The sequence below is a fragment of the Ruegeria sp. ABV4_181 genome, assembly GCF_056158465.1.
Genome location: NZ_JBSWTI010000002.1, coordinates 2,888,232 through 2,912,329, shown reverse-complemented (window position 1 = coordinate 2,912,329; position 24,098 = coordinate 2,888,232). Strand labels below are relative to the sequence as shown.

Sequence of the window (24,098 nt, the reverse complement as noted above, 5' to 3'; positions counted from 1 at the left end):
ACAGACCATGCGCGCCGAAACCCAGAACATCGTGGCGGAAATCCAAAAATCGCTGGAGCTGCTGGCGCAGCGTATGGACTATGAGACCGCCCCCCATCGCCTTGAAGAGTTCAATGCGCGTGTCGAGGATCCCAACCTGTGGGACAACCCCGAGAACGCGCAGAAACTGATGCGCGAGCGGCAGATGCTGGTCGATGCGATCGAGACATACGAGTCCATCAAAACCGATCTGAACGACAATATCGAACTGATCGAACTGGGCGAGATGGAAGAGGACGAAGAGGTCGTCACAGACGCCGAGGAGGCGATCAAAAAGCTGAAAGCCAAAGCCGCCAAGAAAGAGCTTGAGGCGCTGCTGGATGGCGAGGCCGACGGCAATGACACCTTCCTTGAGATCAACTCGGGCGCGGGCGGAACCGAAAGCTGCGACTGGGCCTCGATGCTGGCGCGGATGTATGTGCGTTGGGCCGAGAAAAAGGGCTATAAGGTCGAGCTGCAATCCGAAACCGCAGGGGAAGAGGCGGGGATCAAATCCGCCGCCTACAAGATTTCCGGCCATAACGCCTATGGCTGGCTGAAATCGGAAAGCGGTGTGCACCGTCTGGTGCGGATTTCGCCCTATGACTCGGCGGCGAAACGGCACACGTCGTTCAGTTCGGTCTGGGTTTATCCGGTGGTGGACGACAATATCGAGATCGAGGTGAACCCCTCGGAAATCCGCATCGACACCTACCGGTCTTCGGGTGCGGGCGGACAGCACGTGAACACGACGGATTCGGCAGTGCGGATCACGCATATTCCGACCGGGATCGTGGTGACCAGCTCTGAGAAATCGCAGCACCAGAACCGTGATATCGCGATGAAGGCGCTGAAATCGCGCCTGTATCAGCAGGAACTGGATCGCCGCAACGCCGATATCAATGCCGCGCATGAGGCCAAGGGCGACGCGGGCTGGGGTAACCAGATCCGGTCTTACGTGTTGCAGCCCTACCAGATGGTAAAAGACCTGCGGACCAACTTTGAGACCTCGGATACCAAAGGTGTGCTGGACGGCGATCTGGACGGGTTCATGGCGGCCACGCTGGCATTGAACGTCGCGGGCAAAAGCCGGTCCGAGGCGCAGGGCGAATAGGTCGGGCAGGGGGCTCTGTCCTCGTTTTCGCAGGTGGAGATGCAGCCGGGATATTTCGGGCCGGATGAATCAGATCGCGGTTCTGCGCAGGACCGGAAAAGATACATCAAAACAGTGGGTTTAAATGGGGGTGTGCCCCGGCTAGGCTGATCCTGAACAAAGGGATGAGCCCGGAATGGATCTGAGCCAGACAACCGCAATTGACCTGCTGAACGCGATCTCTGCCGGGCGTTTGTCGGCGGTGGAGCTGATGCGTGCCACACTGGACCGGATTTCCGCGATTAATGGCAGGCTGAACGCGATTGTTGCACTACGAGACGAAGACGACCTGATGGCCGAGGCGCGGGCGCTGGATGACGGGCCGCGCCGGGGGGCGCTGCACGGTTTGCCCATTGCGGTCAAGGATCTGGTGAACGTGGCCGGGATTGCATCGACGCAGGGGTCTCCGATCTTTCGGGACCACGTGCCGCAGGGTGATGATCTGATTGCCGCGCGGATGCGGTCGGCAGGGGCGATCCTGATCGGTAAGACCAATACGCCCGAGTTTGGGCTGGGGTCTCATACCTTCAACCCGGTCTATGGCGCGACGCGCAATCCGTATGATCCGGAGCGGACCTGCGGCGGCTCGTCCGGCGGGGCAGCGGTGGCGCTGGCGACCGGCATGGTGGCGCTTGCGGATGGGTCCGACATGATGGGCAGTTTGCGCAACCCGGCGGCGTGGAACAACGTCTATGGATTTCGCCCGAGCTGGGGGCGCGTCCCCTCCGAACCCGTAGGAGACGGGTTTCTGCATCAGCTTTCAACGCTGGGCCCCATGGCACGGAGCCCAGAAGACCTGGGTGTGTTGCTCGACGTGATTTCGGGACCTGACCCGCGACAGCCACACGGGGCGGTCAGTTCTCCGGTGTCACCTGTGCAGGCCGCCGACCTGACCGGCCTGCGCATCGGCTGGCTGGACGATTGGGGCGGGGCGTTCACGTTCGAAGACGGCATTCGCGATCTGTGCCACAGCGCGCTGTCTGTGTTCAGCCAAATGGGCGCGGTGGTCGATCCTGTTGCGCCCCCGTTCGCGGCAGACCGGATGTGGGACAGCTGGGCGGACCTGAGATCGTGGAGCATCGCGGCAAGCCTGTTGCCGTTGACCGAGCACCGGGCGGATCTGAAGGACACCGCGCAGTGGGAGCTTGATCGCGGTCTGGCCATGTCGGCGATGCAGGTGCACCGCGCAAGTGTTGCTCGCTCGGAGTGGTTTCGGTGTGCGGTCGAGTTATTTGCGGACTACGACGCGCTGATCCTGCCATCGGCACAGGTCTGGCCCTTTGATGCCGAGCTGCCCTTTCCAACAGAGATTGCAGGAAAAAGAATGGATACCTATCACCGATGGATGCAGGTGGTTGTACCGGTCAGCCTGATCGGTCTGCCCTGTCTGTCGGTGCCGGTCGGGTTCGGGCCGGAAGGGTTGCCGATGGGAATGCAGATATTTGGCCCGCGCGGGTCTGACGCCCACATTCTGTCGATCGGGTCAGCCTATCACGCCGCCACCGGGTGGCCACAAAACCGGCCGGCCTGACGCGCGCGCCGATACGGGAGGAGGACAGGATATGGAAAAGCAGTTTGGCGTTCCAGATATGGGGCCTGTGGATGTCGGCATGGTGCGCGAGGCACTGCGCCGCGCCTGGGCGGATTTCCGGCGGGCGCCAATCTTTGGACTGTTGTTTGCGTGTTTTTACGTGCTGGCAGGCTGGGTTATGGCCTGGATTACGATACAGTCCGGCACGTCCTATTGGCTGGTTCTGGCGGCCATCGGCTTCCCTTTGCTCGGGCCTTTTGCCGCTGTTGGGCTGTATGAAGTGTCACATCGGATTGAGCAGAATGAACCGCTGGATTTCAAAGCCATCTTCGGTGTGGTCCTTCAGCAAAGCCGCCGTCAACTTCCGTCGATCTGCGCGATCATCGTGGTGATGTTTCTGTTCTGGTTCTTTCTGGGCCACATGATCTTTGCCCTGTTCATGGGCTTGTCGACGATGACCAACGTGTCGTCTTCGCTTGAGGTTTTCCTGACCCCCAACGGGTTGACGATGCTGGGTGTCGGAACTGTCGTCGGCGCGATTTTTGCAACAGTTCTGTACATGATCACGGTGCTGTCGATCCCGATGCTGCTGGATCGCGAACTGGATTTTGTGACCGCGATGATAGCCAGCTTTGGCTATGTCAGGGCCAACCCCCGGATCATGCTGGGATGGGGGGTGTTCATCGCCGTGTTGACCTTTGTGGCCATGGTTCCGTGGTTTCTGGGGCTGTTGGTTGTCCTGCCCCTTCTGGGGCACGCAAGCTGGCATCTATACCGGCTGATCACGCAGGCGCGCAGCGAAAACACAGGCTAACGGGGCAACAGATACGGCAGTTCGCGCTACCTGACAGCATGCGCGAGAGGGCGCTCGGACCGGCGGGCCGTCCGCGCGGCGGCCAGCACCGCCGTCGGGTCTTCGCCGAGGTGGCGCAACAGGATGCGCCGCGTGGTGGCCGCGTTGGCCGTGGTTTTCGACAGGCAGATCGCCACGCCGCGCCACCGGTCCGCCTGATCGTTCGTTCCGCGCGTCACAAGATAGATCCGGCTATTCTGAGAGGCCCGGCAGGACATCAGGATGTAAATCTGCCGGCCGGCGCAGGCCGCGATGCCCTGCACCTCGCGGTCTGCCGGGGGAAGCCCGGGCATCACCGGGCGCGGTTCGTACCCCCGAACCAGAGTGCATTGCGGCAATCTGCGCGCATGAAACAGCCTGTGCCGCGACGGCTGCGGTTCGTTCAACTCGGTCTCGGTCGCATAATAGAAGCCCGCCGGAAACAGGTTCTCGGTCAGTGTGGTAGGGCCCGAACCCAGAAAATCGGTCAGGGCGGATGCGGCCGGATGCGCGGGGGCGCGTTCGATCTCGTCCAGAGGCCGCAGCAAAATGCGGGCGTCAACTTCGAAAAACCGGCAGATACGATCCAGAACGTCCGGGCGCGGAAAGCTTTCGCCGCCAAGATACCGGTTGAACTGTGTGCGGTTGATCCCAAGCTGGCGGCAGAGCTCTGAAACGGATGAATATTGCTGTGCAAGACGCCTGAGGTTGGCGCCGAACATCCTGCGCAAATCAGCAGGTTTGCGGGTGTCTTTGGTCATTTTCGTCCCAGGTTCTTGCGACTCGAATTCCAGAAACGCACCAACCACCGACCCACAAGTCGACCATGCGCCAAAATCGTACAGATAACCCCAACGCGCGCATCCCGACGCCACGTCACCTTCCGAGGCTAACGCCCAATCCGGCAATGGCAATAGGCTTTATTTTATTTTGCGTGATCTTTTTGGACAGGTGTTACCCTGGGACCAATGCGCCGGGCGCCTTGCGGCACCCGGAAACGCCCTTCCTGGCCAGTATTCCCCACCCATAACGCCTGTTGCGCAAGGGTGGAGCAAGCGTCATTCGCCGCGCAACAGGGCGGCGACCCCCGTGCGGGCCACTTCGACCAGACCCAGCGGGCGCATCAGGTCGGCGAAGGCGTCGATCTTGTCCGGTACTCCGGTGATCTCGAAGATGAATGAGTTCAGCGTGCTGTCCACAACATTGGCGCGGAAGATATCCGCCAGACGCAGCGCCTCGACCCGCTTGTCGCCCGCCCCGACGACCTTGATGATCGCCAGCTCGCGCTCGACCGAGGGACCTTCGACGGTCAGGTCATGCACATCATGAACGGTGACGATCCGGCCAAGCTGTGCCTTGATCTGTTCGATCACCTGCGGCGTACCCGTGGTGACGATGGTGATGCGGCTGAGGTGACCAGTGTGATCCACCTCGGCCACCGTCAGGCTTTCGATGTTGTAACCGCGGCCCGAGAACAACCCGATCACCCGGGCCAGAACGCCCGGTTCGTTCTCGACCAGAACCGCGATCGTGTGGCGTTCCTGAACGTCCGAGAAGGTGGGCCGTAGGTTATAGGCCGAATGGCGAGTGGAGCCTTTTTTGATATGTAGGGCAGACATTTATGTCCCTTTCATCATCCTTATGGTGCCGGGCGCGTAAACGGCACCCGGCAAAATCCGTCAAATTTTTCAGACCAGAACCGAGCCTTTGCTGTCGATCACGCCCTGCGTCTCGGCTTCGCCCAGCAGCATCTCGTTATGGGCTTTGCCCGACGGGATCATGGGGAAGCAGTTCTCGTGCTTTTCAACCAGACAGTCGAAGATCACCGGGCCGTCATAACTGATCATTTCCATGATCGCGTCATCCAGATCGGCGGGGTCGGAACACAGAATGCCCTTGGCCCCGAACGCCTCGGCAAGCTTGACGAAATCAGGCAGGGCCTCGGACCAGGAATGCGAATACCGCTCACCATGCAGCAATTCCTGCCACTGGCGGACCATGCCCAGACGTTCGTTGTTCAGGATGAACTGCTTCACCGGCAGACGGTACTGCGCGGCGGTGCCCATCTCCTGCATGTTCATCAGCCACGACGCCTCGCCGGCGACGTTGATGACCAGCGCCTCGGGATGCGCCATCTGCACGCCGATCGAGGCGGGGAAGCCATAGCCCATCGTGCCCAGACCGCCTGACGTCATCCAGCGGTTGGGGTCTTCGAACCCAAGATACTGGGCCGCCCACATCTGGTGCTGTCCGACCTCGGTGGTGATGTAACGGTCGTGGTCCTTGGTCAGTTCCTCAAGCCGTTGCAGCGCGTATTGCGGTTTGATGGTCTTTTCGCTGTTGGTGTAGGCAAGGCAGTTGACCTTGCGCCAGTCACTGATCTGCGCCTGCCACTGCTTCACGTTCGCCGCATCGGTCTTGCGCCCGCGTGCCTTCCAGATTTTCAGAATATCCTCAAGCACATGCGCAACGTCGCCGACAATCGGGATGTCGACGCGGATCACCTTATTGATCGAAGACGGATCGATATCGATATGCGCCTTTTTCGAGTTTGGCGAGAACGCATCTATCCGCCCGGTGATCCGGTCATCAAAGCGGGCTCCGACATTGATCATCAGGTCACAGTCATGCATGGCCAGATTGGCCTCGTACAATCCGTGCATGCCCAGCATGCCCAGCCAGTTTTTGCCGGATGCGGGGTAAGCGCCCAGCCCCATCAGGGTCGAGGTGATCGGAAATCCGGTTGCATCCACCAGTTCGCGCAACAACTGGCTGGCGGCCGGGCCGGAATTGATGACGCCGCCGCCGGTGTAGAACACCGGCTTTTTCGCCGTTTCCATGGCTGCAACCAGTTCGGTAATCTCTTCCAGATCGCCTTTCAGCACTGGTTGGTAATGCGATGTCGAAGGTTTCGGCGCGCGGTATTCACCGGACGCGAACTGAACGTCCTTGGGGATGTCGATCAGCACCGGGCCGGGGCGGCCCGATGTGGCGACGTGGAACGCCTCGTGCATGGTCTCGGACAGCGAATCCGTGTCCTTGACCAGCCAGTTATGCTTGGTGCAGGGGCGGGTGATGCCAACGGTATCGGCCTCCTGAAAGGCGTCTGATCCGATCATGAAGGTCGGAACCTGGCCGGTCAGAACCACAATCGGGATCGAATCCAGCAACGCGTCCGTCAACCCGGTCACCGCATTGGTCGCGCCGGGGCCGGACGTCACCAGCGCAACGCCGGGCTTGCCGGTCGAACGGGCGTAGCCTTCGGCGGCGTGCACAGCGCCCTGTTCGTGGCGCACCAGAATGTGGCGAATGTCGTTTTGCAGAAAGATCTCGTCATAGATCGGCAGGACGGCGCCGCCGGGATACCCGAATACCGTGTCCACGCCCTGATCCTTGAGGGCCTGAACAACCATTTTTGCGCCGGTCATCTCACGTGTCATCTGCTTTGCTCCGTTCGCGACATGTGTCTTGCGTTTCGCATAAAAAAAGCCCCCGAGATTTTCGGAGGCGCATGGGTTCGATTATGGCTTACCGTTACCGGCCCATGCGCTTGGTTCCCACGATTACGACTAGCGTTTTCATCGCCAGAGGCTCCTTTTTTGCGTGCATGGACCTTATGGGCGGGGGGAAGAGGCGTCAACAGGCAATTGCACCAATTTTCTATCTTGCAGGCGGGATTTTGCGACATTTTCTTGCGCAGATTGACGCATGTCCGGAACTTACGTGAATTTCGACCCGATGACAGGGTGTTGCGCCCGTTTGCCGACTTGTCTGAAAGCGTCAGGGCGATGTCCGAAACGGGCATGATGGGCCTGTTCGACTAGGGCACGCTGGTCCTGACATAGCAGGTAAGTGAGGTGGAAAATGCTGCAGGATCTGGTTGATCTGGGGCGCTACCCGATCGATCGCCCGGACTCGCGCGCCTATGATCAGATGATCGCCGATGTGCGCCGCGAGCTTGATCAGGATGGGTGCGCCGTTTTGCCCGGCTTCGTTCACCCCGAGGGTCTGACGCAATTGCTGGCCGAAGCGGATGCCGTGGCGCCAAACGCTCATCGTTCTTTCAGTCGCACGAACGCCTATTTCACCCAGGACGATCCGCGATTTGGGGCGGCGCATCCGGTCCGCCGTTTCTACGACCGTTCCAACGCATTTGTGCCTGCCGACAATTTCCGCAAATCCGGCCCGCTGCGGCGGATTTATGAGTTTGAGGGGTTTCTGCCCTTTATCCGCGACGCGCTGAAAGAACCCGAGGATCGGTTCTTTCGTTATGATGACCCGCTGGCGGATGTCATCGTCAATGTGGTCGAGGAAGGGCAGGGCTTTCCCTGGCATTTCGACACCAACAATTACACGGTGACGCTGGCCATCCAGAACGGGGAAGAGGGCGGCGCCTTCGAATATGTTCCCAATCTGCGCAGCGCCGAGGACGAGAACTTTCAGACCGTCGGCGCGGTTCTGGACGGCGACAGGGCGCGGGTCCGGCAGCTGAAGTTGCAGCCCGGAGACCTGCAGATTTTCAAAGGCCGGTACTCTTTGCATCGGGTTGCGCCGGTGAAAGGAGCGGTCAGCCGGTATGTCGGTATCTTTTCCTTTGTCGAAGCCAAAGGAATGTGCGGCGGGGTCGAACGCACCCGGCAGCTTTACGGGCGCGTGTTGCCGCATCACCATGAACGCGAAGGGGTGCGAAAAGACCGGTTGCTGGACTGAACTGTGTTAGGCTGACACCGGAGACGATTTCAAAAGCCGGAGGGTCTGGTGCCTCGTATTTTACAACTCACGCCATTTGTCTTGTGTTCTTCCCTGCAGCGGCAGATCGACTTCTATTGTGACCGGCTTGGGTTCTCGTGCGGGTTCAGGCAAGAGAATTACGCGTATCTTTCGCGGGGCACGGTGGCCATCCGGTTGCTGGAATGCCCGCCGCGCGAGGATGGGCGGCCGCTGGGCGACAATCAGTCCTTCTATATAGATGTCGAAGGCATCGACGATCTGTATGCGACCATGCGCGCGGGGTTGGCGGACCTGCCCGAAGGGCGCGTGCGCCCGCCTTTCGACCAACCCTATCAGCAGCGCGAGTTTCACGTTCTGGATGAGGATGGAACGCTGGTGTTCTTTGGCGAGGATATCCGGCCCAGATCATAAACCCTCCCGCCCGTTGTCGATGCGCCTGCGGCGCATCTCCGCCGGTTGGGCTTGGCAGCGCTGCGCGCTGCGGATGGTGCTTAAAAGCCGGGGCTGGTGCCCTGTAGAACACCGTGTTCCAGCGCATAGCGGGTCAGACCCGCGGTCGAGGAAATGCCAAGCTTGCGTTTGATGTTCTTGCGGTGCGTTTCCACGGTGCGGACTGAAATCTCAAGAGTTTGCGCGACTTCCTTGTTCGACTTGCCCTGCGCCAGTTCCAGCAGGATCGTCTGTTCCCGGCCGGTCAGGGCTTCGCGGGTGCTGTCGCCCTTGGGCTGCAACGAGCCACTGGCCCCGGTGCAAAGATATTGTTCGCCCCGCATCACCGCGTCGATGGCCTGTTTGATCTCTTCGGTTTGCACGTCCTTGAGCACATATCCCTTGGCCCCATGGCTGAGCGCGGTCGAGATGTATTCCGGACTGTCATGCATCGACAGGATCAGAATACGGGTTTCCGGCAGACGTTCGAGAATGATTTCGGTGGCGCTGAGCCCGCCCAGACCGGGCATGTTCAGGTCCATCAGGATGACATCGGGCAGCAACGTCCCGGCCTGATCCACCGCTTCCTGACCGCTGCCGAGCGTCCCGACCACCTCGATGTCCGCATAGCTTTCAAGGATCGACTGGATCCCTTCGGCCACCATCGGGTGGTCGTCCACGATAAGGACCCGGATCGTCTGTGCGCTCATGTGCCGGCCTTTCGGTTCGGTGTTGCGTCTTCCTGCGGCGGCAGCAAGTGGCTCAGCGGCAGGCTGGCTTCGATCACCGTGCCGCTGCGTGGCCCGCGTGATGACAGAATACGCAACGATCCGTCAAGCTGTGCGATGCGTTCCTCCATATTGCGCAGTCCGATCCCGGTGCTGACCGGATCGGATCCGCCGGGCAATCCGCTGCCGTTATCGGTAATGCGCATGGTCGCGCCTTTCTTGTGACCGCGCAGGTCGATGGTTACGCGGGTTGCGCCGGAATGCCGTTCGATATTGGTCAGGGCCTCCTGCGCGATGCGGTAGAGGGCAATCTTGCTGTCCTGATCCAGCCGGTTGCGGAACACGACGGTGGAAAACTCGGTCTCGATCCCGGTGCGTTCGCGAAAATCGTCCGTCAGGGCCTTGAGGGCCGGCCCGAGGCCCAGATCGTCCAGCACGCCGGGGCGCAGATCGCGGCTGATGCGGCGGACCTCGGTGATGGCGGTGCCAAGGTGATCGATGCCCTTGCCCAGCGGGTCGCGGGCACCGTCATCATCCCCGCGGTCCAGCCGTCGTCGCGCATTGTCGAGCGCATAGCGCACGCCCACCAAAATCTGGCTGATCCCGTCATGCAACTCGCGCGCGACGCGGCCGCGTTCCTCTTCCTGCGCATCGAACACACGCTGGGTCAGTTCCTTGAGCTTGGCGTCGGCCAGACGCCGTTCGCGGACATTCAGCAACATGCCCGAGGCGAACACGATCAGCACGGCGGCCAGGACAATGCCGCCGATATACATAAAGGTCCGCTGTACGCGGGCCTCGACCTCGGCGCGGGCGTTGGCGACGGTGGCCACGATGTCGTCGATGAAGACACCAGTGCCGACCGCCCACCGCCAGTCCTGAAGGCCGACGACATAGGCGATCATCTGCGCCTCTTCCCCGGTAGACGGCTTTTGCCACATGAAGCTGTGCCAGCCTGCGCCCTGCCGGGCGAGGCTGATGAACTCTTCCACGATCGGGGTGCCGTCGCTGTCGGTCAGACCTTCCCAGTTGCGGTTGATGAATTCGGTCTGGCGCGGGCTGACAAGGTTGTTGCCGTCATAGTCATAGACGAAGAAGAACCCGTCCTTGCCGTAGATCATCGCCGACAGGATCTGTGTCACCAGATTCTTGGCAACACGATCATCCGGAGAGGCGCGGCCATAGATATAGGCGAACCCGTTTCGGGCCTGTGTCACATAGTTCCGCAGTTCCTCTTTCTTGGCCTCGATCAGCCGACGCTCCAGCGCCTGTATCTCGCGCTCGGCCGTCGCGCGGGATTCATAGGCGACCAGTACCGCAATCGCCGCCACCGCCACGACCAGCGGTATCGCGGCGACTAGCGAAAGTTTCTGGCCATAGGTCAGCGAGATCAGGTTGCGAAATCCCCTCATGTTCGAATCGATACGCAAGCGCGCGGGAAATTGCAAAATTTTTGGCCCCTGGCGCTGCTGGCCGGTCAGAATTCGAAAAAATCTTGTCATTTGCAGAGGTTTTGACCTCCACGCCGCCCAAAAACACCACCGTCTACGCAGTAGTAGGTATTCACATTCAAAACCTGCCCTTTAATCTCACGCGCACTGAAAACGACTGCGCCTGGCGAATTGCCGGGCTTTGAATATGCAGGGGAGGAACACTCATATGGATCGTCGTTCATTTCTGAAAACATCTGCTCTGGGCGGCTCGGCTGCTGCGGCCACCACGCTGGCGGCACCGGCTTATGCGCAGGGTAAGCGCACGCTCACCATGGTCACCTCGTGGGGCCGTGGTCTGGCGGGCGTCTTCGACAGCGCACAGCGTTGCGCAGACAGCATCACCACCATGTCCGATGGCAACCTGACCGTTGACATCAAGGCCGCCGGCGAACTGGTCGGCGCGTTCGAGGTGTTTGACGCCGTTTCGTCCGGTCAGGCCGACATGTATCACGCGGCTGACTATTACTTTGTCGGTCAGCACCCGGGCTATGCCTTCTTCACCGCCGTGCCCTTCGGCATGACCGCTCAGGAACTGGTGAACTGGTATTATCACGACGGCGGCATGGAACTGCATGACGAGCTGGGCCAGATCTTTGGTCTGAAATCCTTCCTGGCCGGCAACACCGGCGCGCAGGCGGGCGGCTGGTACTCGAAAGAGATCAACAGCCCCGAAGATTTCAACGGCCTGAAGTTCCGTATGCCGGGTCTGGGCGGCAAGGCGCTGGGTAAACTGGGCGCATCCGTGCAGAACATTCCGGGTTCGGAAGTGTATCAGGCGCTGTCCTCGGGTGCCATCGACGGGACCGAGTGGATCGGCCCCTGGGCCGACGAAAAGGCCGGTTTCCAGGAAATCACCAAGACCTACTACACCGCGGGCTTCCACGAGCCGGGCGCCGGCCTGTCGCTGGCCACCAACCGCGACGTGTTCGACAGCCTGACACCGGCCCAGCAGAAGATCATCGAGATCGCGGCCGCCGAGTGCCACCAGTGGAACCTGGCGCAATTCCTGGCCAACAACGGTGCGGCGCTGCAGCGTCTGCAGTCGGGTGGCGTAAAGGTCATGGAATTCCCGGATGCCGTCTGGGATGCCTTCGGTCAGGCCAGCCAGGAAGTGCTGGACGAAAACATGGGTGACGAGCTGTTCAAGCGCATCCACGACAGCGCCATGGAATCGATGGCGGCCTCGTCTGCCTGGAACAACCTGTCGTCGGGTGTTTACACCGCACAGCGCGACCGCGTTCGCGGCTAAACGTACAGACACAATCAAATGGTTTCCCCGCCCCGTGCGGGGAAACCTTTCCCGTTGCACATGCGCGGTTCGGACAAGCCAGCAATAAACAGCAGTGCAACTGACGCGACCCGGGGACAACATGCAGGACGATAACGGTTTCTCGTTTTTCGGCGCTTTGTGGAATGGACTGATCTGGTTCGTTCAGAACATTGCCGAAGCCTTCTACAATTTCGGATACGCCATCACGCATCCGCAGCTCTGGCTGAACTGGTCGGACAAAGAAGCCATCATGCGCTTTGTCTACTATGGCGGGTCGGTCGAGTTCTTCTTTGTGATCTTCACGATCTTCCTCGTCCTGACAGCCATCGGCCTGTATTACCGTGGCTTCATGTGGGGCATGGTGCGGGGTCTGGAAGGCTTCGCCAACGTCACCGGAAGGTTCTTTGCCTGGGCGGGCCTGCTGATGGTCATCCAGCAGATTGTCATCGTGTTCATGCAGCGGGTTTTCGCGCGACCCGACATGGCCTTTGGTCTGGGGATCCCGTTCCAGATGGACATCAGCTGGTACGCCGAAGAGCTGAAGCTTTACAACGCCATGGTCGTCTGCCTGTGCTGCACCTACACTTTCGTGCAGGGCGGGCACGTGCGCGTTGACCTGATCTATGCCGGCATCAGCCATCGCGCCAAACGCGTTGTCGACATGCTGGGCGCGCTGCTGTTCATGATGCCGATGGCGGTACTGACCTGGATGTATGGCTGGTACTTCATGTGGCGGCACCTGATCGTCCCGAAACCTTCGGCCAGTGACACGCTTGACCGTCTGCTGGCCAAGTCGCGCGCGCTGCGCTGGAACGTGGAAACGATCGGGTTCAGCCCGAACGGTTTCAACGCCTACTTCCTGTTCAAAATCCTGCTGGTCGCCTTTGCAGCCATGGTGTTCCTGCATGCGATCGCGTTCCTTTACCGCTCGTATCTGGAATATGTGGAAGGGCCGGAAAGCACTGGAAAATACCTCGACAAGGACAGCCTTGGTGAGGGTGAAGAAGCCTACGAAGGCGCACATTAAGGACGGAGACCAAGACAATGCTATTCGGACTTGATGGCGTCGAGATAGGCCTCATTATCGTATTCTTCTGCCTTTTCGGAGGCATCCTGTCCGGGTTCCCGGTGGCCTTTGCCATCGGCGGGGCCGGGATCATTTCCTTTGGGATCATCGCGACGCTGGACAGTGCCGGGCTGCTGGTGCACCAGGCGATTGATACCGGATCGCAGGCCTATCGGGACGTTGTGAATTCGGGTGTCAAACCGGATGTCATATCCGTGTTCCGATATCCGGACTTACCACGGATCGCCGAACCGGTCTTTGTACAGGGCTGGGAAACGGCACTGGACCGCAACGTATCCTTCATCGTGAACCGCATGAACGAGCGTGTTCTGGCGGGCCAATCCATCGAAACCTTGCTGGCCGTGCTGATGTTCGTCCTGATGGGCATCACGCTGGAGCGGTCCAAGATCGCCAACGATCTTCTGACCACGATGGCGCGTGTCTTTGGCCCGCTGCCCGGTGGCCTTGCGGTCTCGATTGTGGTCGTGGGCGCGTTCCTTGCTGCCTCGACCGGAATTGTCGGCGCGACTGTGGTGACCATGGGTCTGCTGGCGCTGCCAACCATGCTGCGGAACAACTATTCGCCGGAACTGGCGACAGGTGTGATCGCGGCCTCGGGCACGCTGGGGCAGATCATTCCGCCTTCCATCGTGATCGTTCTGCTGGGGACGCTGGCGGGTGACCTCTATTCGACCGCGCAGGAAACCCGCGCGGTTGAAGCGGGCTGCACCGACGCGCTGACCTATCTGGGCGAACCGGCGGTGGTTTCGGTTGGTACGCTGTTTCAGGCCGCGCTGCTGCCCGGGATCATGCTGGCTCTGCTATATGCGATCTACGCCTTTGGCTACGCGTTGCTGAATCCGGAAAAGGCCCCGGCCGTTGAAATGTCGGGCGGCAGTGGCGAGGCGATCACACGGGGCGAAGGCCTGACCTGGTTGCTGGGTGCGCCGGTCGCGCTGATCGTCGGGGCCGTCCTGCTGAGCAGCGCGGGCGTGATCGGCAGCCAGAATGTCGCGGTCTCGGCGTTTTCGGATGTCGGGGCAGGGGCGTCGCTGCGCACCAACGTGTCCGAAGAGTGCAAAGTGTCGATGATCGAACTGCATGGCCAGTCTGCCTGGGATCAGGCCGTGGCCGAGCAAGAGGCCATCGACGCCGCCGGGGGCGCCGCCGAGGCGCAGCGCCTGTCCGAGGAAGAATTGGCGGCTGCCCGCGAAGCCAAGATCGCCGCAGCGGCGCCGATCGGAACCGGCGTGGCCGTGATCGTCGTGCTGCTGGGTCTGACGCTGGTTCTGGGCCGGGGCATCGCGCCGTCGAAGCCGTCGCAACCGCTGATCCTTGGGGCCATCGGCCTGCTGCTGATGCTGTTGGTGGACGTGCTGTTCATATCGCCCACAACTTCGTCCGGCTGGAGCTTTGTGCGACTGGCGATTCCGTTTGCGCTGGCCATTTACGGTTGCCGGGAGGCCGCAGCGCGCTGTGCGACGAATGACCTGATCCGGGTCGTCTTCCCGCCACTGGTCCTGATCATAGCGGTTCTGGGCTCGATCCTGGGGGGTGTCACCAACCCGACGCCCGCTGCGGCGCTGGGTGCGGGCGGCGCGATCATGCTGGCGGCGTATCGCAAGCTGCAGGATCAGGGCCGGTCCGGCAGGGTAATCATCTGGTCGACCTTCGCCGTCATCATCTGTTTGCTGCTGGGCGTGAACTTTGACCTGCGCATCAATCAGGGCAGCGTGACGTTTGAAACCTGGGTTGCGTTTATTCTGGCCTATGCCACCTATATCTACGCTCTGTTTGGCCTTCTGTTCGGGTGCTGGGTTCTGTTTACCAGCGGGGTACTGACGCCGGTGGTGCGCGAGACGGCCAAGGTGACCTCGATGGTATTCACCATCCTGATCGGGTCGCAGTTGTTGAACCTTGTGGTGATCTCATTCGGGGGCGAGCATTACATCCAGCAGTTCCTGAAGAGCTTCGACAACGAGTTCACGGTCTTCCTGATTGTGATGCTGGTGTTGTTCATCCTGGGCTTTGTTCTGGACTTCCTGGAAATCATCTACATCGTGATCCCGATCGTGGGCCCGGTGATCTATGGCGGGTCGTTCGACCCGAAATGGGTGACGATCATGGTGGCGGTGAACCTGCAGACCTCGTTCCTGACGCCACCGTTCGGATTTGCGTTGTTCTATCTGAGGGGCGTCGCGCCGAAAGAGGTCACGACGGGCCATATCTATCGCGGGATCATTCCGTTCGTGATCATCCAGGTGGTGGGCATCGCCATCCTGTGGTTCTTCCCGTCGATCGTGACGATTGTTCCGGACCTGATCCCGAACTGACGAGATGTGGCAGTCAAAAGGAAAAGGGGGCCGAATGGCCCCCTTTGCTTATTGGTTCGGGGAAGGGGCCAGCCCCTTCTTGGCCTTCGGCCAATTCAACCCCGAGGTATTTCCAGCCAGATGAAGGGCGGATCAGGTGAACTGGATCAGGTCCCAGCGGTTACCGAATGGATCGCGCCAGACCGCAACAATTCCATAGGGTTCGTGACGCGGGGATTCCTCGAAATGAACGCCGGCGGTCTGCATTGCCGTGTGATCGCGCGCGAAATCATCGGTCGCCAGAAAGAAGCCGACGCGCCCGCCGGTCTGGTTTCCGATTGCCGCCTCCTGTTGGGGTCCATCCGCCCGGGCCAGCAGTAGTGACCCGGAGTTCGCGCCCGGGGGCGATACCCGCACCCAGCGTTTGCCGGCACCCAGGTCAATGTCCTGCAACAGGGTGAACCGCAGTGTTTGAGTGTAAAACGCAATCGCGACATCGTAATCGGGCACCACAAGGGTGACCGCGTGAAGGTTCTGCTGCATGAAATCCTAGCCTTTGGTGGGGTGGCGGTCCGGTAACTGGATGCTGGCGACCTGTTCGGCGATGGGCGCTGTCGACAGAGGGTGGTGGCTGGAGTTGGCGAGTTCCGAAGGATCGCCAACGCGGGTCCAGTTGCCCTGGATATACGCTTCGAGACCGGAAAACCGGGCTTTGTATCCCATCTTGGGACTGCCCGGCACCCAATACCCCAGATACACATAGGGCAGGCCCGCTTCGCGCGCGATGTCGATGTGATCGAGGATCATATAGGTGCCCAGAGAATTCTGCGGCTGTTCCGGGTCGTAGAAAGAATACACCATGCTCAGCCCGTCATCCAGAACATCGGTCAGGCTGACGGCGATCAGGCTGCCGGTCTCAGGGTCGGCATATTCCACCACACGGCTGCGGATCGGGGTTTCTTCGATCATCGCGGCAAACTCGAACACGTCCATGTCGGCCATGCCGCCGTCAGCGTGGCGTGTATCCAGGTAACGGCGGAACAGGTCATATTGTTCGTCTGTTGCCCAGGGGGAATTGGCCCGGCGCTGCAGATACGCGTTGCGTCTGACGGCGCGGCGCTGGCTTTTGCTGGCCTGGAAGGCCGAGACATCGATCCGGGCCGACAGGCAGGCGGCGCAATCGGTGCATGAGGGCCGGTACAGCACGTTCTGGGACCGGCGAAACCCCTGCTGCGACAGCGAGTTGTTCAACTGGTCGGCACCTTCGCCCTGCAGCGCCGTGAACAGCTTGCGTTCCATCCTGCCCTCAAGATAAGGGCAGGGCTGGGGTGCCGTCACATAGAATTGTGGCGCTATTGGCAGCGTGTGTCGCATGAAGGTCCCGTATCTCCTGAGACCGGATGATAACAACGGTTCCGCAAGCCGCCAAGTGATTCACGGCGCTGATTATTTTACGCGCGTTGATTGATCATTGCGGTCCCGAGGAACGCGTCGGTCAGGCCCTGACAGCGTGCGCTGGTCAGCATCATGATGACCGAGATGATCTGCAGAACCGGGAAGGCCATGCTGACGAAATAGCCAGCGGTATGGGCCACCGCCTTGCCGGTATCCATTCGCGCGCCGAACGCGTCGCGCAGTTCGATGCCCATGAAACGCATGCCCAGCGTGGCCGATCCGTTGGAAATGGTGACAACGCGGTAGACGAAGCTGACTACGCCATAGATCAGGGCAAGAAAGAACAGGCCAATAAAGGCGGTCAGCAGGATGGCCACAGTGCACAGCAGAGAAATAAACGCGACATCGAACAGCCATGCCACAAAGCGTTTGGTTGCTACGGACCTGTAGAACTCGGGCTGGCTGTCTGGATCGGGCAGGTGGGTCATGTGGTCAAATCCGAAAATTGGGCAATGGTCACCCTGTCCCGAAAGCCGGGACAGGGCAAGGCCGGATCAGGCGCGGTCGCCGTTTTCATCGTCCTCGCGGTTTTCGCTGGCGCGTTCTTCCATGAACTGGTCGAACTCGGCCTTGTCCTTGGCATCGCGCAGGCGGCGCAGAAAGGCCTCAAAGTCCTGTTGCTCGCGTTCCAGACGGGCCAGGGTGTCGGCCTTGTAGGCGTCGAAGGCGCTGTTGCCCGACGGCTTCATCGCGCTCATGTGGCTGTGCCAGGATTTGCGGCGGCTGCAGGACTTGCTGAACATGCGTTTGCTCCAGATCATATAGGCCAAAAGGGCCAGGCCAACGGGCCAGAAGAAAATGAAACCAAGGACCATGACGGCGATCCAGGCCCCTTTGCCCTTGTCGTCAAGCCAGGCTTCGGCACGGTAAAGCCATCCCGGATTTTCAGGAACGGCGTGGTCGGACAATGCGGTCATTTGGGTTCTCCGGGTTGATGTAAATTGCTTTCACATTGTCTAGATGGGGTGGCGCTGGCCGGTTGCAAGGGGTCGATGTGAAAAAGATTTACATTTCTGAAATCGCGGCGGTTGACCTTGCCCCGTAACGGGCGCACTTTCCGCCTATGCAACATGTTGAAAACACGCCTCCGCCAACGCTTGATGACATTCTGAGCCTTGAAAGGCAGGTCTGGCAGGCTTTGATCGATGGCAACAGCGCAGCGGATCGCGCGTTGCTGAGTGCGGATTTTCTGGGCGTTTATCCAACTGGGTTCGCCAACCGGGACGAACATGTGGGGCAATTCGCGGATGCGCCCACAATGGCGCAGTACGAACTGAGCGAGGCGCGGCTGCGGGTACTGACCCCGGATATCGTTCTGTTGTCCTACCGCGCGGATTTTCAGCGCCCCGGTACCGACATGTGGGAGGCGATGCTGATATCCTCTTTGTGGGAATGTCGTCACGATGTCTGGGTGAACAGTTTCAGTCAGGACACGCCGCAGGAGGGCAAATGACCGGGCCCCTTGCCGTTCATCGCACGCCGCGCGCCTTCGATCCGTCTTTGGGCGCAGAGGCGCGCGTTGCGGTGCCTGACATACCGTCGGAACAGGGCGAGTTGATTGCCGGTACCGCAGGTTCCAGCCCTTATCTCAAAAGCCTGATCGACCGTGAGAAGGAGTGGTTGGCGCACGCGCTGAGCCAACCGGATCAGGCGCTGGCCGAAGTGAAGGCAGCGGCCGGAGAATTGCCGCCGGATCAGTTGAAACCCGGATTGCGGCAGGCCAAGCGTCGGCTGGCCTTGCTGACGGCTCTGGCCGATCTGGCGGGCGCGTGGCCGCTGGAAAAGGTGACCGCGGCGCTGACGGATTTCGGCGCGCTGGCCGCGGATCAGGCCGCCAAGGCCGAGATTGCCGCCCTGATCCGGCGCGGCAAACTGCCGGGGATGGAGCCCGAAGACGTGGAAACCGCTGCCGGGATGATCATTCTGGCGATGGGCAAGATGGGCGCGCACGAGTTGAACTATAGCTCGGATATCGACCTGATCGTTCTGTTTGACGAGACCCGGTTTGACCCCGCGCATTTCTACGAGGCGCGGCAGGGCATGGTGCGGGCCACGCGCAATTTCTGTGCAACACTCAGCGACAAGACAGCCGACGGCTACGTGTTCCGCACCGATCTGCGCCTGCGTCCCGATCCGGCGGTCACCCCGGTCTGCATGGCGGCCGAAGCGGCCGAGCGTTACTACGAAAGCCTTGGCCGGACGTGGGAGCGCGCGGCCTATATCAAAGCGCGGCCCTGCGCCGGCGATATCGCTGCCGGACAGCGGTTTCTGGATGCGTTGCGTCCGTTCGTGTGGCGCAGGCATCTGGATTTCGCGGCCATTCAGGACGCTCATGACATGCGTCTGCGTATCCGCGAAAACAAGGGCACCGGTGGCGCGCTGACCATTCCGGGCCACGACATGAAACTGGGGCAGGGCGGGATACGTGAGATCGAGTTTTTCACGCAGACCCGGCAACTGATTGCAGGCGGTCGCGACCCGGATCTGCGGGTCCGGGGCACCGTGCCCGGACTGGCGGCGTTGGCTGAAAAGGGTTGGGTGCCGCAGGACGTGGCCGACAAGCTGTCCGACCATTACCGCGCCCACCGCGAGGTCGAGCACCGCATCCAGATGGTGCACGATGCCCAGACCCACAAGATACCGCAATCGCCCGACGGAATCGCCCGTGTCGCCTGTCTGATGGGCATCGACAGCGCTGACCTGACCCGCGACCTGACCCGCCGCCTGACCGAGGTTCACGACCTGACCGAGGGCTTTTTTGCGCCGGGTGCCTCGCCGCGAAAGCCGATGGCAGAGGTGAATTTCGACCAGAGCGTTCTGGCGCGATGGCCCACATATCCCGCGTTGCGATCCCAACGCGGCGCCCGGATTTTCGAGCGTCTGAAGCCTGAGCTTCTGTCGCGCCTTGCCACGACCGCGCAGCCCGACGAGGCCCTGCAGGCGCTGGACGGATTCCTGTCGGGCCTGCCGGCGGGCGTTCAGCTGTTTTCCCTGTTCGAAGCCAACCCCCACCTGATCGATCTGCTGGTCGATATCGTCGGAACCTCGCACGCGCTTGCGGCCCATCTGTCGCGCAACGCCTCTGTGTTTGACGCGGTGATCGGCGGTAGCTTCTTCATCGACTGGCCGGGGCAGGGGACGTTGCAGGCCGAGTTGGAACAGGCGCTTTCGCAAGAGGCGGATTACGAAACACAGCTCGATTTTGCGCGGCGCTGGTGCAAGGAATGGCATTTCCGCATCGGCGTTCATCATCTGCGCGGGTTGATCGACGGGGCGCAGGCCGGACGGCAATACGCCGAACTGGCGCGTGCGGTGATCGCCGCCATCCTGCCCTTCGTGGCCGATCAGTTCTCGCGCAAGCACGGTCCGGCCCCGGGGCGTGGGGCTGCCGTATTGGGGATGGGCTCGCTTGGGGCCGGGCGCATCAATTCGCAATCCGATCTCGACATGATCGTGATCTACGACCCGCTGGATCAGGACATGTCCGACGGTCCGCGCCCCCTGGCCACGCGCACCTATTACGCGAGGTTCACGCAGGCGCTGATCACCGCGCTGTCGGCACCGATGTCGCAAGGGCGGCTTTACGAGGTCGACATGCGCCTGCGCCCCTCGGGCAATCAGGGGCCGGTGGCGACCAGTTGGGCCAGTTTCACCAATTATCAGCAGAACGAAGCTTGGGTGTGGGAACATCTGGCACTGACCCGCGCCTGCGTGGTTGCCGGTGACGCCGGGCTGGTGCAGGACATCGAAGCCTTCCGCGCCGATTTTCTGTCGCAGCCCCGGGATCGTCAAAAGGTGCTGCGCGAAGTCGCCGAAATGCGTGCCCGGCTGGCAGCGGCAAAAGCGCCCGCAGGCATCTGGGACGCCAAGAACGGCCCCGGTCGGATGATGGATGTCGAACTGGTGGCGGAAACCGGGGCCCTGTTGTCCGGCGAAACCCGGCGCGACGTTCATGCCGGGCTGGAGGGCGCTGTCGCAGCCGACTTGCTGAAGGTCGCTCAGGCGCAAACGCTGAAGGGCTGCTACGATCTATTCTGGTCGGTGCAATGCGCGGCGCGGCTGCTGTCCGGCAAAGCCATCGAGGCCGACAAGATTGGCGAGGGCGGTGCGGCCTTTCTGTGCCGTGCCACCGGATTCGAGCAGGTCGAACAGTTGCAGACAGCGTTGCAGGAAAGCTATTCAACCGCTGCCGGGATCATCGGCCAGGTGATAAAAGGGGACGAAAATGGCGCGCAGTGACGACCCGAACGACCACAAGGGCCTGATCCGCGAGGCGTATCGGATCGACGGCATCACGCTGCCCGAATGCCGCAGCATCTTTCTGGACTGGGCGCTCAGCCTGCCTGCCGAGCGGGATCAGGCGCAGGCGCTGACCGAGTTGCACGCATCTTATGCCGCGCAAGAGGCCGATCACCCGATGACCCGCGTCCTGGCCGAGGGCCTGCAATCCGCGCAGTCACCGAAACGGCGCGGCGGCTGGCGATCGCGCCCGCGCTAGGGCTTTCCCCCCGGCGCGTTCGCCACTATGAGGGCGTCATGACCCAAGCCACTGATCGCCCCCGTATCCGACTGAAGCCCAAAGCCAACGCGCGCGGCCTGCGCCACGGCTTTCCCTGGGTCTATGCAAACGACATCGTTACCGACCGGCGGACGCGCAAGATCCCGGCCGGGGCGCTGGCGGTGCTTGAGGATGACAAACGCGCACCCATCGCGCTGGTCGCGGTCAACCCCAACTCGAAGATCATGTGCCGCGTGCTGGACCGCGATCCTGACGCGCAGCTGAACGCCACGTGGTTCGAGTCTCGCCTGCGCCGCGCCGTTGAGATGCGCGAACGCCTGTTTGACGCGCCGTATTACCGTCTGATCCATGCCGAAGCCGACGGTTTCCCCGGCGTGATCATCGATCGCTTTGGTGATGCCTGTGTGATTCAGCCCAATGCGGTCTGGGCCGAGGCACATCTGGATACCCTGACCGACGCACTGGTCGCTGTCACCGGTGTAACGACCGTGCTGAAAAACGCCTCGGGCCGGACGCGGGGTCTTGAGGGGCTGGATGACGTCAATCAGACCCTGCGCGGCATCACCCCCGAAGCGCCACTACCGGTTCCGATGAACGGCGCGACCTATATGGCTGATCTGACCGGCGGGCAGAAAACCGGCCTGTTCTACGACCAGCGCCCCAACCACGCCTTCGCCGCGCGGCTGGTTCAGCCCGGCGCGCAGGTATTGGATGTATTCAGCCATGTCGGCGGGTTCGGTTTGGCGATGATGGCCGGCGGCGCGGGGCAGGCGCTTTCGGTGGACGGATCTGCGCCCGCACTTGAACTGGCAACGCAGGGCGCGCAGGCTTCGGGCTTTGCCGAAAGGTTCCAAACCCGACATGGCGACGCGTTCGAGGTACTGACGCAATTGGCCGAGGAAGGCGCACGGTTCGATGTCGTCATCTGCGACCCGCCGGCCTTTGCGCCATCGAAACAGGCGCTGGATGCAGGGCTGCGCGCCTATGAACGGATCGCGCGGCTGGCGGCACCGCTGGTCAAGCCGGGCGGCTTCCTGGGTCTGTGTTCCTGTTCGCACGCGGCTGATCTGGGCCGCTTCCGCGATGCGTCGTCGCGCGGGATTGGCCGGGCAGGGCGGCAGGCTCAGCTCATCCATACGGGCTTTGCCGGTCCCGACCATCCGCAACTGCCGCAACTGGCCGAAAGCGGCTATCTCAAAGCCGTGTTCTACCGGTTGTGAAGGCGGTCCTTGACACCTGCGTCATCTATCCCACGGTGATGCGAGAGATGTTGCTGGGCACCGCCCGGCTGGGCCATTTCACGCCCTTATGGTCCGCCCGTATTCTGGAAGAATGGGGCCGCGCCGCCCGCAAGCTGGGCCCGGAAGGCGAGGCGCAGGCGCGGGCCGAAATCGCATTGACACGGGCACAGTGGCCGCATGCGGAACGCCCCGCCGCGCCAGGTGTTGAACAACGGCTGTGGCTGCCCGACAGCGCGGATATCCACGTCCTAGCCACCGCCGTCGCGACCTCGGCCGACATCATCGTCACCGTCAATGCCAGGGATTTCCCCAGAAACATCCTGTCCGAAGAAGGGCTGGACCGTCGCGATCCCGACAGCCTGCTGCACGGGTTCTGGCAGGTCGACCCTGACGGTATAGCGGGCACGGCCAACCGGGTTCTGACCGAGGCCAACCGGTTGTCCGGCGACCAATGGTCCCTGCGCGCCCTGATGAAAAAGGCCCGCCTGCCGCGTCTGGGCAAAGCCCTCACGACCTGAACCCGGATCCTCTTCATCTGGCTGAAAATACCTCGGGGAGCGCGAGGGGCTGGCCCCTCGCTGCGCGCCTTACCCGTCAGCGCCCCAACGCTGCTCCAGCGCCTCCAGCGCCGCGATGCGCTCGCCGGTTTTTGGGTGGCTCATCAACCACGCGGGCACAACCCCTGCGCGTTGCTGGGTCAGGTCTTCAAGCTTGTGAAACAGTGATTTTTGCGGCCCGATCCCGATCCCGGCCTTGGTCAGCAACGCGGCGGCGTATTCATCCGCCTCATACTCATCCCCCCGCGACAGGCGCGAGGCCAGCAGGTGGGTCAGCATATTGGCGATCCAGGCGCCGATGAAGGGAATAAACCGGTTCAGCAACATCATCAGCGCCGCCCGCAGGGCATTTTGCCCTGAAAAATCAATCATCCGCCGCCGCGCGTGCCCCAGCGCCACATGACCCAGTTCATGCGCGATGACGCTGGCCATTTCCTCGGCCGAAACCTCTCCGTTGAGAAACTTGCGATAGAACCCGCGCGTGATGAAAATCCGACCGTCCGGCGCGGCCAGCCCGTTCACAGGGTCGATCTCGTAGATATAGACCGGCACCCGGTCGATCCCGAGCGCTGCAGCCAACCGGTCGGTCATGCGTTTCAGCGCCGGATCCGCCAGTTCGGTCGATTTCGCATCCAGTTCCCGATGCGTGCGCCAGACGGAAATCCGGTACATCGCAAAAGCATAAAGCACGGCCAGCAGGATCGGTGTAATTCGGAGCATAGACCAAATATGGGAACGCTTCTCTTCGAGAGCAAGCAAAGGT

The 24,098-nt window shown here is 61.4% G+C and carries 23 protein-coding genes; 13 read left to right on the top strand and 10 right to left on the bottom strand.

Going from position 1 to position 24,098, the window contains the following annotated elements; translation table 11 throughout:
• Positions 1 to 7 precede the first annotated feature (7 nt).
• From prfB to ACXAC3_RS14445, 3 genes are all read left to right on the top strand, one after another.
• Positions 8 to 1,132 carry a peptide chain release factor 2 gene (gene prfB / locus ACXAC3_RS14455; protein WP_475161461.1) on the top strand — a complete coding sequence of 375 codons (1,125 nt, stop codon included), beginning with the start codon at positions 8 to 10 and terminating at the stop codon, positions 1,130 to 1,132.
• 175 nt (positions 1,133 to 1,307) lie between these two features.
• On the top strand, positions 1,308 to 2,702 hold the full coding sequence (locus ACXAC3_RS14450; RefSeq protein ID WP_475161457.1) for an amidase: 1,395 nt from the start codon (positions 1,308 to 1,310) through the stop codon (positions 2,700 to 2,702).
• A gap of 31 nt (positions 2,703 to 2,733) precedes the next feature.
• Positions 2,734 to 3,516, top strand: coding sequence for a DUF2189 domain-containing protein (locus ACXAC3_RS14445; RefSeq protein WP_475161453.1), 783 nt, complete (start codon positions 2,734 to 2,736; stop codon positions 3,514 to 3,516).
• A 26-nt stretch (positions 3,517 to 3,542) separates the two neighbouring features.
• Here ACXAC3_RS14445 and ACXAC3_RS14440 read toward each other — a convergent pair whose 3' ends face one another.
• The 3 genes from ACXAC3_RS14440 to ACXAC3_RS14430 all read right to left on the bottom strand — a co-directional run bounded on the left by ACXAC3_RS14440 (position 3,543) and on the right by ACXAC3_RS14430 (position 6,974).
• Entirely contained in the window at positions 3,543 to 4,295 is a 753-nt protein-coding gene (locus ACXAC3_RS14440) for a helix-turn-helix domain-containing protein (RefSeq protein ID WP_475161448.1), read from the bottom strand.
• Between the two features lie 297 nt (positions 4,296 to 4,592).
• A complete protein-coding gene (gene ilvN, locus ACXAC3_RS14435; RefSeq protein WP_475161447.1) occupies positions 4,593 to 5,153 on the bottom strand; it encodes an acetolactate synthase small subunit in 561 nt (186 codons plus the stop codon).
• Positions 5,154 to 5,222: 69 nt separating this feature from the next.
• The gene (locus ACXAC3_RS14430; RefSeq protein WP_475161444.1) at positions 5,223 to 6,974 is read right to left on the bottom strand and encodes an acetolactate synthase 3 large subunit; all 1,752 of its coding nucleotides are present in this window, start codon (positions 6,972 to 6,974) and stop codon (positions 5,223 to 5,225) included.
• A gap of 424 nt (positions 6,975 to 7,398) precedes the next feature.
• On the opposite strand from ACXAC3_RS14430, the gene ACXAC3_RS14425 reads away from it, so the two are divergent.
• Together ACXAC3_RS14425 and ACXAC3_RS14420 are read left to right on the top strand one after the other, a co-directional pair.
• Positions 7,399 to 8,244: a HalD/BesD family halogenase gene (locus ACXAC3_RS14425; protein ID WP_475161440.1), complete on the top strand. Its 846-nt coding sequence runs from the start codon at positions 7,399 to 7,401 to the stop codon at positions 8,242 to 8,244.
• Positions 8,245 to 8,292: 48 nt separating this feature from the next.
• On the top strand, positions 8,293 to 8,676 hold the full coding sequence (locus ACXAC3_RS14420) for a bleomycin resistance protein (RefSeq protein WP_475161438.1): 384 nt from the start codon (positions 8,293 to 8,295) through the stop codon (positions 8,674 to 8,676).
• Positions 8,677 to 8,756: 80 nt separating this feature from the next.
• On the opposite strand, the gene ACXAC3_RS14415 is transcribed toward ACXAC3_RS14420, so the two are convergent.
• Both ACXAC3_RS14415 and ACXAC3_RS14410 read right to left on the bottom strand, forming a co-directional pair.
• Complete coding sequence (locus ACXAC3_RS14415) at positions 8,757 to 9,404, bottom strand: response regulator transcription factor (RefSeq protein WP_475161436.1); 648 nt, start codon at positions 9,402 to 9,404, stop codon at positions 8,757 to 8,759.
• On the bottom strand, positions 9,401 to 10,834 hold the full coding sequence (locus ACXAC3_RS14410; RefSeq protein ID WP_475161434.1) for a cache domain-containing protein: 1,434 nt from the start codon (positions 10,832 to 10,834) through the stop codon (positions 9,401 to 9,403). The genes ACXAC3_RS14415 and ACXAC3_RS14410 overlap by 4 nt, the downstream gene beginning before the upstream one ends.
• Positions 10,835 to 11,081: 247 nt before the next feature.
• Between ACXAC3_RS14410 and ACXAC3_RS14405 the strand changes: the two genes are divergently transcribed.
• The 3 genes from ACXAC3_RS14405 to ACXAC3_RS14395 all read left to right on the top strand — a co-directional run bounded on the left by ACXAC3_RS14405 (position 11,082) and on the right by ACXAC3_RS14395 (position 15,584).
• Positions 11,082 to 12,164, top strand: coding sequence for a TRAP transporter substrate-binding protein (locus tag ACXAC3_RS14405; RefSeq protein ID WP_475161432.1), 1,083 nt, complete (start codon positions 11,082 to 11,084; stop codon positions 12,162 to 12,164).
• Between the two features lie 121 nt (positions 12,165 to 12,285).
• Positions 12,286 to 13,212 carry a TRAP transporter small permease subunit gene (locus tag ACXAC3_RS14400; protein WP_475161429.1) on the top strand — a complete coding sequence of 309 codons (927 nt, stop codon included), beginning with the start codon at positions 12,286 to 12,288 and terminating at the stop codon, positions 13,210 to 13,212.
• A 17-nt stretch (positions 13,213 to 13,229) separates the two neighbouring features.
• A complete protein-coding gene (locus ACXAC3_RS14395; protein ID WP_475161427.1) occupies positions 13,230 to 15,584 on the top strand; it encodes a TRAP transporter large permease subunit in 2,355 nt (784 codons plus the stop codon).
• Between the two features lie 132 nt (positions 15,585 to 15,716).
• On the opposite strand, the gene ACXAC3_RS14390 is transcribed toward ACXAC3_RS14395, so the two are convergent.
• The 4 genes from ACXAC3_RS14390 to ACXAC3_RS14375 form a co-directional block, all read right to left on the bottom strand.
• Positions 15,717 to 16,106, bottom strand: coding sequence for a VOC family protein (locus tag ACXAC3_RS14390; RefSeq protein ID WP_475161424.1), 390 nt, complete (start codon positions 16,104 to 16,106; stop codon positions 15,717 to 15,719).
• A gap of 6 nt (positions 16,107 to 16,112) precedes the next feature.
• A complete protein-coding gene (locus tag ACXAC3_RS14385; protein WP_475161420.1) occupies positions 16,113 to 16,937 on the bottom strand; it encodes an arginyltransferase in 825 nt (274 codons plus the stop codon).
• A gap of 77 nt (positions 16,938 to 17,014) precedes the next feature.
• Positions 17,015 to 17,446 (bottom strand): RDD family protein, encoded by a 432-nt coding sequence (locus ACXAC3_RS14380; protein WP_475161417.1) that lies wholly within the window; start codon positions 17,444 to 17,446, stop codon positions 17,015 to 17,017.
• A 66-nt stretch (positions 17,447 to 17,512) separates the two neighbouring features.
• Positions 17,513 to 17,935, bottom strand: a complete 423-nt coding sequence (locus ACXAC3_RS14375) for a DUF2852 domain-containing protein (protein WP_475161415.1) — start codon at positions 17,933 to 17,935, stop codon at positions 17,513 to 17,515.
• Between the two features lie 146 nt (positions 17,936 to 18,081).
• Here ACXAC3_RS14375 and ACXAC3_RS14370 point away from each other — a divergent pair, with 146 nt between their 5' ends.
• From ACXAC3_RS14370 to ACXAC3_RS14350, 5 genes are read left to right on the top strand one after another with little or no spacing between them, the layout of a single operon-like run.
• Entirely contained in the window at positions 18,082 to 18,471 is a 390-nt protein-coding gene (locus tag ACXAC3_RS14370; RefSeq protein WP_475161413.1) for a DUF4440 domain-containing protein, read from the top strand.
• Positions 18,468 to 21,257, top strand: coding sequence for a [protein-PII] uridylyltransferase family protein (locus ACXAC3_RS14365; RefSeq protein ID WP_475161410.1), 2,790 nt, complete (start codon positions 18,468 to 18,470; stop codon positions 21,255 to 21,257). Before ACXAC3_RS14370 ends, ACXAC3_RS14365 begins: the two co-directional genes overlap by 4 nt.
• Positions 21,244 to 21,516: a hypothetical protein gene (locus ACXAC3_RS14360; protein WP_475161407.1), complete on the top strand. Its 273-nt coding sequence runs from the start codon at positions 21,244 to 21,246 to the stop codon at positions 21,514 to 21,516. Before ACXAC3_RS14365 ends, ACXAC3_RS14360 begins: the two co-directional genes overlap by 14 nt.
• A 38-nt stretch (positions 21,517 to 21,554) precedes the next feature.
• Positions 21,555 to 22,757 (top strand): RSP_2647 family RNA methyltransferase, encoded by a 1,203-nt coding sequence (locus ACXAC3_RS14355; RefSeq protein ID WP_475161405.1) that lies wholly within the window; start codon positions 21,555 to 21,557, stop codon positions 22,755 to 22,757.
• Positions 22,754 to 23,296, top strand: a complete 543-nt coding sequence (locus tag ACXAC3_RS14350; protein ID WP_475161401.1) for an RSP_2648 family PIN domain-containing protein — start codon at positions 22,754 to 22,756, stop codon at positions 23,294 to 23,296. The genes ACXAC3_RS14355 and ACXAC3_RS14350 overlap by 4 nt, the downstream gene beginning before the upstream one ends.
• A 69-nt stretch (positions 23,297 to 23,365) precedes the next feature.
• Here ACXAC3_RS14350 and ACXAC3_RS14345 read toward each other — a convergent pair whose 3' ends face one another.
• Positions 23,366 to 24,055: a M48 family metallopeptidase gene (locus tag ACXAC3_RS14345; protein ID WP_475161399.1), complete on the bottom strand. Its 690-nt coding sequence runs from the start codon at positions 24,053 to 24,055 to the stop codon at positions 23,366 to 23,368.
• Positions 24,056 to 24,098 lie beyond the last annotated feature (43 nt).

Excerpts from the sequence above, each read along its gene's own strand:
- ACXAC3_RS14415 (WP_475161436.1), bottom strand. The coding sequence starts at position 9,404 with ATGAGCGCACAGACGATCCGGGTCCTTATCGTGGACGACCACCCGATG.
- ACXAC3_RS14375 (WP_475161415.1), bottom strand. The coding sequence starts at position 17,935 with ATGACCGCATTGTCCGACCACGCCGTTCCTGAAAATCCGGGATGGCTT.
- ACXAC3_RS14400 (WP_475161429.1), top strand. The coding sequence starts at position 12,286 with ATGCAGGACGATAACGGTTTCTCGTTTTTCGGCGCTTTGTGGAATGGA.
- ACXAC3_RS14425 (WP_475161440.1), top strand. The coding sequence starts at position 7,399 with ATGCTGCAGGATCTGGTTGATCTGGGGCGCTACCCGATCGATCGCCCG.
- ACXAC3_RS14405 (WP_475161432.1), top strand. The coding sequence starts at position 11,082 with ATGGATCGTCGTTCATTTCTGAAAACATCTGCTCTGGGCGGCTCGGCT.
- ACXAC3_RS14395 (WP_475161427.1), top strand. The coding sequence starts at position 13,230 with ATGCTATTCGGACTTGATGGCGTCGAGATAGGCCTCATTATCGTATTC.
- ACXAC3_RS14445 (WP_475161453.1), top strand. The coding sequence starts at position 2,734 with ATGGAAAAGCAGTTTGGCGTTCCAGATATGGGGCCTGTGGATGTCGGC.
- ACXAC3_RS14450 (WP_475161457.1), top strand. The coding sequence starts at position 1,308 with ATGGATCTGAGCCAGACAACCGCAATTGACCTGCTGAACGCGATCTCT.
- ilvN (WP_475161447.1), bottom strand. The coding sequence starts at position 5,153 with ATGTCTGCCCTACATATCAAAAAAGGCTCCACTCGCCATTCGGCCTAT.
- ACXAC3_RS14430 (WP_475161444.1), bottom strand. The coding sequence starts at position 6,974 with ATGACACGTGAGATGACCGGCGCAAAAATGGTTGTTCAGGCCCTCAAG.
- ACXAC3_RS14385 (WP_475161420.1), bottom strand. The coding sequence starts at position 16,937 with ATGCGACACACGCTGCCAATAGCGCCACAATTCTATGTGACGGCACCC.
- ACXAC3_RS14410 (WP_475161434.1), bottom strand. The coding sequence starts at position 10,834 with ATGAGGGGATTTCGCAACCTGATCTCGCTGACCTATGGCCAGAAACTT.
- ACXAC3_RS14360 (WP_475161407.1), top strand. The coding sequence starts at position 21,244 with ATGGCGCGCAGTGACGACCCGAACGACCACAAGGGCCTGATCCGCGAG.
- ACXAC3_RS14370 (WP_475161413.1), top strand. The coding sequence starts at position 18,082 with ATGCAACATGTTGAAAACACGCCTCCGCCAACGCTTGATGACATTCTG.
- ACXAC3_RS14390 (WP_475161424.1), bottom strand. The coding sequence starts at position 16,106 with ATGCAGCAGAACCTTCACGCGGTCACCCTTGTGGTGCCCGATTACGAT.
- prfB (WP_475161461.1), top strand. The coding sequence starts at position 8 with ATGCGCGCCGAAACCCAGAACATCGTGGCGGAAATCCAAAAATCGCTG.
- ACXAC3_RS14365 (WP_475161410.1), top strand. The coding sequence starts at position 18,468 with ATGACCGGGCCCCTTGCCGTTCATCGCACGCCGCGCGCCTTCGATCCG.
- ACXAC3_RS14380 (WP_475161417.1), bottom strand. The coding sequence starts at position 17,446 with ATGACCCACCTGCCCGATCCAGACAGCCAGCCCGAGTTCTACAGGTCC.
- ACXAC3_RS14345 (WP_475161399.1), bottom strand. The coding sequence starts at position 24,055 with ATGCTCCGAATTACACCGATCCTGCTGGCCGTGCTTTATGCTTTTGCG.
- ACXAC3_RS14440 (WP_475161448.1), bottom strand. The coding sequence starts at position 4,295 with ATGACCAAAGACACCCGCAAACCTGCTGATTTGCGCAGGATGTTCGGC.
- ACXAC3_RS14355 (WP_475161405.1), top strand. The coding sequence starts at position 21,555 with ATGACCCAAGCCACTGATCGCCCCCGTATCCGACTGAAGCCCAAAGCC.